Source organism: Streptomyces sp. NPDC054932 (assembly GCF_053610205.1).
The window spans coordinates 45,249-52,440 of sequence record NZ_JBSGXU010000039.1 but is presented as its reverse complement, the minus strand read 5'-3'; the positions used below and the strand labels follow the sequence as shown (position 1 = coordinate 52,440).

The following is a 7,192-nucleotide window of genomic DNA, read 5'->3' as shown; positions in this document are numbered from 1 at the left end:
TCGCAAGGCGGGGAAGCGCAGCTCGTACCTGTTCGTACTCGCGCGCTTCGACAACGCGGCGAGGCGCCGTGCCGGGCGTCGCGGGCCAGGCGGGACTTTGCGGACACCCCCTGGGGTGTCCCGTGTCGTTCCACCTCCGTACGGCCGCCGCGGGTCGATAGTGGGGCTGTGAGCGACAGGTCGCAGGGACCCGGGCAGGGCGGTGCCGAAGGCGGCGCGGCCTGGTCCGGACATGAAGGGGCGCAGGCATTCGCGGCGGTGGAGGCGGCCACGGACTGGCTGCTCGGGTATCCGTTCGTCTTCCGGGCGCTGTCCCGCCGGACCGGTGCCGGCCAGGTCCTGGTGGACTACGGATGCGGGCCGGGGAAGGTGGCCGACCAGGCGGCCCGGCGGCTGGGGGCCCGGGTACTGGGCGTGGACACCTCACCGGAGATGCTGGCGCTGGCCCGTGGCTCGGCGACCGCGGTGGCCGAGTTCCACCTGGTCGAGGACGGACGCGTCACCGGCCTGCCGGACGGCTGCGCGGACGCGGTGATGTGCAATCACGTGCTGGCATCGCTGCCGACCGAGCAGGCGGTGCTCGGCGTGTTCACCGAGATCCGCCGACTCCTGCGGCCGGGCGCCCCGTTCGTGCTGCTGACCACCGATCCCGCCTGCAGCGGCACGGAGTACGCATCGCTGCGGATCGGCGACCCGGGCGCGGTGTACGGTCCGGGCGAGGAGCTGACCGTACGGCTCCGGCGCACGGACGGATCCTGGCAGGAGATGCGCAACCACGCGTGGCCCGTCGGCCTCCTGCCGGCCCTGCTGGAGCGCGCGGGCTTCCGGGACGTCGTCCAGGACCGGCCCACCGTGGAGGAGGCGCTGACGGTGGCCGACGCGGACTTCGCGGCCGGCCGCGCGTGGTCGGCGGAGCGGTCGAGGCCGCCCCTGGTGATCACGACGGCCCTGGCGGAGTGACTGGCCGGCCGGCCGGCGGACGGGACCGGGGCTCGCCCGCCCGCCCGGCAGATCGGCGGACCGTCCCGGTGCGGGCCGGCCGCACCTCGTGATAGTCCTCCCTGTCATGGACGATCTTGTGACGGCCCGGCTGGTGCTCCATCCCATGAATCCCGACGAGGCGCGGCGGGTGGTGGCGGCCGAGCCGGACGACGACGCCCGGTGGGCCCCCGGCTACCCCGCCGAGGTCGATGTGACCGGGGCCGAGGGGTTCCTGAACACCTGCGCCGTCAAGGGCGATCCCCGGCCGTTCGGCGCCTACGAGATACGCCGCCGCGCGGACGGACTCGCGATCGGTGGACTGGGCTTCCACGGTGCCCCCGACGAACACGGAACCGTGGTCATCGGCTACGGCCTCATCCCCTCGGTCAGGGGCAGGGGGTACGCCTCCGAGGCGCTGCGCGCGCTGCTGGACGTCGCCCGTGCGCACGGTGCCACCAGGGTGGAGGGCGACACGGCGCACGACAACACCGGCTCCCAGCACGTGATGACCGCGGTCGGCATGCGACTGGTCGCCGAGGACGAGCGGGCTGAAGTACTACCGGATCCACCTCTCCGACGCGGCGGACACGCCCTGATCCCTGCGGTGTTACTGTCGCGCCATGTCGTACAAGGCCGAAATAGACGTGGTGACCGCAGAGTTCTTCGGCGCCTTCGACAACCGGGGCGGCAGGACCGCCGATCTGGACCGGATCCGCCGGCTCTTGCTGCCGGGTGCGGTGATCACCATGACCGGCCCGCAGTTCACGGTCTACACCGTCGAAGGGTTCATCGAGCCGCGACGACGCCTGCTGACCGACGGCCGGCTGACCGGATTCTGCGAATGGGAGACCTCCGAACGGACCGAGATCGCGGGTGACATCGCGTCACGGTTCGGCGAATACCGCAAGTCCGGCATCCTCGACGGCGAGCCGTTCGAGGGCGGCGGGACCAAGACCATCCAGTTCGTCCGCACCCCGGAAGGCTGGCGGATCGCGGCCTTCGCCTGGTACGACCAGCCCTGACCGCGCCCCGCCGCGCCGCTCGGCGCAGTGGCCGACCCCGCTGGGTTTCACGTTCGGGTCGACACCCATGGGGGCGGCCGCGGGGGCCAGCGCCGTGCGGAGGCGGCCCATCCAGTCGGCGGCCGTACCGCGGACCCCCGGGTGGGCCGCACGGAAGCGCCGCCACGCCTCCTCCTCCACCCGTACGCCGGCCAGACCCGGCGGCTCCGGGCGCGGTCGCTCCCGGCAGGCCTCCGCCAGCAGCACGGCGTCGTACAGGTCCTTGCACCGCGGCCCGTCCTCCGACGCCGCGTCCTCCAGCAGCCACCGCAACTTCCAGGCCAGCGAGAGGTCACGGCTCGCCGTCCGGACCACCGTGACCCCGCCGTCGCAGCGCGGCACGGCCGTCCAGACGGGCGCTTCGGGCAGCCGCTCGTCGCGGGAGAAGTCCAGTTGTGCCACACCCGCCGCACCGGACTCCGCCCGCCACGGGACCAGGATCCGGATCCCGCCGGGCCCGTCCTCGCCGTGCGCATACGCGTAGGCCCACGTACCGTCCCGGCGCGCCCCGTCCGCGTTCAGCAGGACACCCGGGGCGGCCTGCGGGCGGGCGCGGATCCGTTCCAGCAGGTCCTCGTACGGGGGGAAGTCCTCCGGCTCCGGCTCCGCCTGCCACACCAGGCCCTCCGGCGGGACCTCCGCGCGCAGCCCCCGCGTCTCGAACTCCTCCTCCCCGTCCGCCCAGATCTCGTACCGGGCCGCTCCGTCGGCGGCCTCCGGCCACTGCTGTACGGCGTCGTGCGCCGCGACGTACGGGTGGGGGTGCAGCGCATCGACGGGGACCGGCGACGGCGGCAGCACGACGAAGTCGAGGTCGCCCGGCGGCCGGGCCGGAGCGCCGACCCACGCGGGCATCACCATGCTGCCCCGCAGGACCAGGTCGTCGCCCCACGCGGACTCGGAGATCAGGTCCAGGAGATGGTCGAGGGCGGCGCGGCCGGGCCGCGCCGCCCCCGCCCTGTCGTTCGCTGTCATCCCGCGACTGTAGGCGCGGCCACCGACACGGCCGCTGCGAAGCCGTCAGGGCCGCAGACCGGCCCGCCTGAGCGTGACTTCGGACAGATCGGCGATCACCTGGCGGTCGCCGCGGCGCCAGGCGTCGGCGAGACCGCCCGGAGGGGTGGGGAGGGCGGCGAGGTCGCGCAGCGGGCCGGTGAGGGCGCGCAGGGCGAGCAGGTCGGCGCCCCCGGGTGCGTCGAGGAGGCGCCGCACGGTGCCGCTGCGCCGGATCCAGAGCAGGCGCGGCGGGAGCCACAGCAGCAGTACGAAGGCCACCGGAAGGACGATCAGCGCCAGCGTGGTCAGGGTGGCCACCTGGCTGACGGTGTCCTGGAGCGACTGCCCGGCGTCCGCGAACCCGGTACTGGCGTCGGCCGCGGACTGGAGCGGCTTCTGCAGGAGGTCACCCACGAGCGGCACGTTCGAGGCCGCGTCGCCGGCGTTCTCGAGCTCGGTGGCGAGGCTGTCGCCCGCGCTCTCGACCCTTCGGCCCGGCTCCGCCAAAAGCATGATCGTGTCGTGGACGGCGAGGGCGAACCACACCGCGGCGGCGATCAGGAGCACGGCGATCAGGTCCGCGAGCACCTGGCGGTTGCGACGTGCTGGGGTCTGGGCGTAGAGGCGCATCGGCGGGCTCCCCTTCTGGATCGGCCGGTCGGTCGACCGTACGTCGGACTCGACTCTTCCACCGATCCCTGCGGACAAACGTCCGTGACGCGGCGTCCGGCCGAGGCAGGCCCGGCAAGATCCGGAAGAGACGGCCTAGCCGTGCGGGGTGCAGCAGCCGTTGCGGAGCATCTGGTCCAGCACCGTGTGCCAGTCGGCGGGGTCCGGGGCCGCGGGCGGGGTGGGAGGGGCGAAGGCGCGCTCCAGGGCCGGGCGTTCGTGGAGCGTCCCGCCGCGGACGGTGCCTCGGACGCGGACCAGGTCGCCGAAGTCGGCGAAGGGGTCGCCCGCGACCAGGGTGAGGTCGGCGATCCGGCCGGGCTCGACCGTGCCGAGCCGGTCCGCGACGCCGAACATCCGGGCCGGAGTCCGGGTCACCGTCGTCAGGGCCTCCGCCGGCGACAGGCCGTACCGGTGCAGGGCCCGCAGGGCGAGGTGGAGATGGAGGCCGACCGGGGTGAGCGGGGCGTCCGTGCCCAACGCCAGCCGGCCGCCGCCCCCGATGACGCGCCGGTAGACGCCGACCTCCCGCTCCAGGGCGGCGCTCTGCTCCGCACTCGGCGGCGCGGCCGCCGCGGCCCGGACGGCAGCCACGTCCCACGGCGGCATCAGGGACGTCACCCGGGCGTCGTCGGCGAGCGCCGGATCGGCGCCGATCAGCGGGAGCGCCGTGAAGGGGGTGGCGATGAGATCGAAACCGCCGCGCGTGTAGACCTCCAGGGTGTCCTGGTACGTGTGCCCCCGCGGGGTCGCACCGTGCCCGCACTCGGCACGTTCGGTCGCCACCAGATGCGTGGTCAGGTCCTGGCCGGAACAGATGCCTTGGGCGCACAGGTGGGAGCCCGCAAGGACGCCGAGCCGCTCGTGCGCGAAACGGGCGGCCTCGGCCATGTGGGCGTAGGGGGCCCGCACGTACGTCTTGACGAAGTCCCAGTCCAGCGCCGCGGCCCGGGCCAGCGAGCGGGCGAACCCCGCACGCGTCCGATGGGCGCGCCCCATGCTGTAGGCGACCCGCGAGCCGTCGAGGAGCTCCCCGCCCGCCAGCAACCGGGGCGCGGCGAGCCGCCCGGCCCGGATGTCCTCGCGCAGCCGGGCCTGTTCGTAGGCGGAACCGCCGAGCGAGACGGTGGTGGTGACGCCGTAGGCGAGGTGCAGCGCGCCCTGGCGGGCGCCGTAGGTGTAGGGGTACGGGTGGACGTGCGCGTCCCACAGCCCCGGCAGGACCGTGCCGTCGGAGGCGTCCACGGTACGGGTGGCACGGCGGCCCGGACGGTGCGGCTCGACGGCGGTGATCCGGCCGCCGCCGATCAGGATGTCGACATCGGCGCGGGGCGGGGAGCCGGTGCCGTCCCACAGCAGGCCCGCGTGCACGACGGTGTCGACCGGGGCGGGGCGCCGGTGGGTCAGGGCGACGGGGACGGTCCGGGGCGCCCCTGCCGGTGCGCCGGCGCCGTCCAGGGTGAGCAGGCGCAGCCGGGCACAGGACTGGTAGAGCAGGGTGCGGGAGTCCGCGGACCACGAAGGGTGGTCGGCGGGTTCGTCGGTCAGGCGGCGGGCCGGCCCGGACGGGGTGCCGTCGGGGCCGACGGGAAGCAGCCAGAGGGCCGACTCGCTGACGCAGGCCAAGAAGCGGCCGTCGGGGGACCAGACCGGGCCGGAGGCGTAGCGGTCCGCGAGCGAGGCGTGCGGGGCGAGTGCGTGGAGACGGGCGGCTCCGGTGGCGGTGTCGACGATGCGGATGAGGTTGTAGCCCTCGCGGAAGCGCCGGCTGAGCCGGTTGCGGTCGCACAAAGCGAGGTGGCGACCGTCGGGCGACCAGCTGGGCGGGCCGGGCAGACCGCCGCCGCCGAGGGCCGCGACGAGGGGGGTCTCGGTCCCGGTCGCGAGGTCGCGGACGAGGAGCCGCCCGGCGAGGTCGAGGGCGGCGAGCCGCCTGCCGTCCGGCGACAGCACCCCGTAGACGCGGCCGCCCGGGGCGAGGACGCTCTCGCGGCCGTCGTCGAGTTCCCGGCGGCGGACGGCGTTCAGCCCGTCGCGGTCGTCGGTGTAGACCAGGGCGCGGCCGTCCGGGCTCCACACCGGCCCCTGGACGTAGGCGGTGACGGGGGCCTGGACGATCCTGCGGGGCGCCCCGCCGGTGACGGGTGCGACCCACAGCGCATTCAGTGCGGCGAAGGCGACGCTGCGGCCGTCGGGGGAGAGGGTCGGCAGGTGGATGCCACGGACCGGAAGGCTCCGTTCGGCCTCCAGGACGTACTCCTTGACCCGGTAGCGGGGGCGGACCACGTCGAGGGTGGCATCGAGCGGGATCTCGTGGCCCTCGTCGCCGTCCCGGTGGGGGCGGATCACCCGGAACCGGCCGTCGAGGGTGATCAGCAGCCGGTCGTCGCCGATCCAGCGCGGGGGAGCGGGCGCGAGATCACCGTCGAGGGGGACCGGACGGCCGTCGGCGAACAGCGAGAGGTTCTCGGCCTTGCGGGGGCCCGGGGTCGCGGTCAGCCAGGCGGTGCGTCCGGCCGGGGAGAGCGCGGGGGCCAGCAGCCGCCCGTCGGTGACGGTGTGTTCGACCCGCACCGGTTCCCGGGCTCCGGGGTCCGCGGCCACCGAGGCGATGGTCCGGGCGGTCAGGGTCTCCCCGGTGGGCGTGCCGCGTACGAACAGCACGCGCGAGCCGTCCGGGGACCAGACCGGGTCGAAGTCCTCCCACTCCCCGTCCTGGCCGGGTCCCTCCTGTCCGGGCAGGCCCGTGAGCCGGCGAGGGCGGCCGCCGGTCACGGTGACGGTCCAGATCCGGTACGGGCTGCCGGCCACCGGATCACCGCCGCGTTCGGAACAGAAGGCGAGGGTGCGGCCGTCGGGCGACCAGGCGGGCGCCCGGTGGTCGAAGGGGCCGTCGGTGAGGGGGCGCAGGCCGGAGCCGTCCGCGTTCATCACCCAGATGTGGAAGGTGCCGCCCCGGTACGCGCTCATCGCCACCAGGCGGCCGTCGGGGGAGAACACCGGGCGGCCGGGTTCCAGGTCGGGCGGGGTCAGCGGTGTCGCGGGGGCGCCGTCCGCGGGCAGCGACCAGAGGACGCCCTGCACCTCGGCGATGACCCGGTCCCCGCCGGCGGTGGCGGTGGCCGCGCCGTTGGTGGCACGGGTGAAGCGCAGCCTGACCGGGTCCCCGGCGGCGGCGCCGGGTGCTGACGCCGCCGCGGACGCCCGGCCGAGCAGCGCCGTCACGGCTCCCACCGAAGCCGCCTGCAGAACGGTCCTTCGCGCAACTCGCACCCCGATCACTCGCCCCGTCCGCTGTGGATGTCCTGTCAGCGACCCAAACGATCACGACCCCGGTGGGGCAACGGTGCCATCCGGATCGACCCCGCCGGGCCCGTAGGGATCGGGGTCCGCGATGGCGTGGACGCGGGCGCCGGACTCCGGGGGCGGGGGCGCGAAGGTGATCTCCACCAGTCCGTAGTCCCGTGCGGTGTTCCGACAACGCG

4 protein-coding genes and 2 pseudogenes are annotated in these 7,192 nt (G+C 75.0%); 3 read left to right on the top strand and 3 right to left on the bottom strand.

Annotated elements, in window-relative coordinates:
- Positions 1-168 precede the first annotated feature (168 nt).
- The 3 genes and pseudogenes from ACWGE1_RS14020 to ACWGE1_RS14010 all read left to right on the top strand — a co-directional run bounded on the left by ACWGE1_RS14020 (position 169) and on the right by ACWGE1_RS14010 (position 2,003).
- Positions 169-960 carry a class I SAM-dependent methyltransferase gene (locus ACWGE1_RS14020; protein WP_453420739.1) on the top strand — a complete coding sequence of 264 codons (792 nt, stop codon included), beginning with the start codon at positions 169-171 and terminating at the stop codon, positions 958-960.
- 106 nt (positions 961-1,066) lie between these two features.
- Positions 1,067-1,447, top strand: a pseudogene (locus ACWGE1_RS14015) (GNAT family N-acetyltransferase); the annotation flags it as partial.
- Positions 1,448-1,601: 154 nt separating this feature from the next.
- Positions 1,602-2,003, top strand: a complete 402-nt coding sequence (locus tag ACWGE1_RS14010) for a DUF4440 domain-containing protein (RefSeq protein ID WP_453420738.1) — start codon at positions 1,602-1,604, stop codon at positions 2,001-2,003.
- Positions 2,004-2,237: 234 nt separating this feature from the next.
- Here ACWGE1_RS14010 and ACWGE1_RS14005 read toward each other — a convergent pair.
- The 3 genes and pseudogenes from ACWGE1_RS14005 to ACWGE1_RS13995 all read right to left on the bottom strand — a co-directional run.
- Positions 2,238-3,017 (bottom strand): annotated as a pseudogene (locus ACWGE1_RS14005) (nucleotidyl transferase AbiEii/AbiGii toxin family protein); the annotation flags it as partial.
- Between the two features lie 45 nt (positions 3,018-3,062).
- Entirely contained in the window at positions 3,063-3,668 is a 606-nt protein-coding gene (locus ACWGE1_RS14000; RefSeq protein WP_453420737.1) for a hypothetical protein, read from the bottom strand.
- A 135-nt stretch (positions 3,669-3,803) separates the two neighbouring features.
- Positions 3,804-6,941 (bottom strand): amidohydrolase family protein, encoded by a 3,138-nt coding sequence (locus tag ACWGE1_RS13995; protein WP_453420736.1) that lies wholly within the window; start codon positions 6,939-6,941, stop codon positions 3,804-3,806.
- Positions 6,942-7,192 lie beyond the last annotated feature (251 nt).